The organism is Pseudomonas sp. WS 5011 (assembly GCF_012985775.1).
Lineage (GTDB): Bacteria > Pseudomonadota > Gammaproteobacteria > Pseudomonadales > Pseudomonadaceae > Aquipseudomonas > Aquipseudomonas peli.
Genome location: NZ_JAAQXA010000088.1, coordinates 1 through 580 on the forward strand (window position 1 = coordinate 1; position 580 = coordinate 580).

The following is a 580-nucleotide window of genomic DNA, read 5'->3' on the forward strand; positions in this document are numbered from 1 at the left end:
TCCTTGAAACCGCGGGTGGTGACAGCCGGGGTGCCGATACGCAGGCCGGAGGTGACGAACGGGGAGCGCGGGTCGTTCGGCACGCTGTTCTTGTTCACGGTGATGAAAGCGCGACCCAGGGCGGCGTCGGCGTCCTTACCGGTGATGTCCTGCTTGATCAGGGACAGCAGGAACAGGTGGTTCTGGGTACCGCCGGAAACCACGTCGAAGCCGCGCTCGATGAACACGCTGGCCATGGTCTGGGCGTTCTTCAGGACCTGCTGCTGGTAGGCCTTGAACTCGGGTTGCAGGGCTTCCTTGAAGCACACGGCCTTGGCGGCGATCACGTGCTCCAGCGGGCCACCCTGGGCGCCCGGGAAGACGGCGGAGTTCAGCTTCTTCTCGATCTCTTCGTTCTTGCGAGCGAGGATCAGGCCGCCGCGCGGGCCGCGCAGGGTCTTGTGGGTGGTGGTGGTGACCACGTCGGCGAACGGCACCGGGTTCGGGTAGACGCCAGCGGCGACCAGACCGGCCACGTGGGCCATGTCGACGAACAGGTAGGCACCGACCTTGTCGGCGATGGCGCGGCAGCGGGCGAAGT

The 580-nt window shown here is 66.4% G+C and carries 1 protein-coding gene; it reads right to left on the minus strand.

Features of this window, described 5'->3' with window-relative positions; genetic code table 11:
• Window positions 1-580 (minus strand): aminotransferase class I/II-fold pyridoxal phosphate-dependent enzyme (locus HBN63_RS21655; RefSeq protein ID WP_170050850.1); only part of this gene is annotated, 580 nt, incomplete at both ends.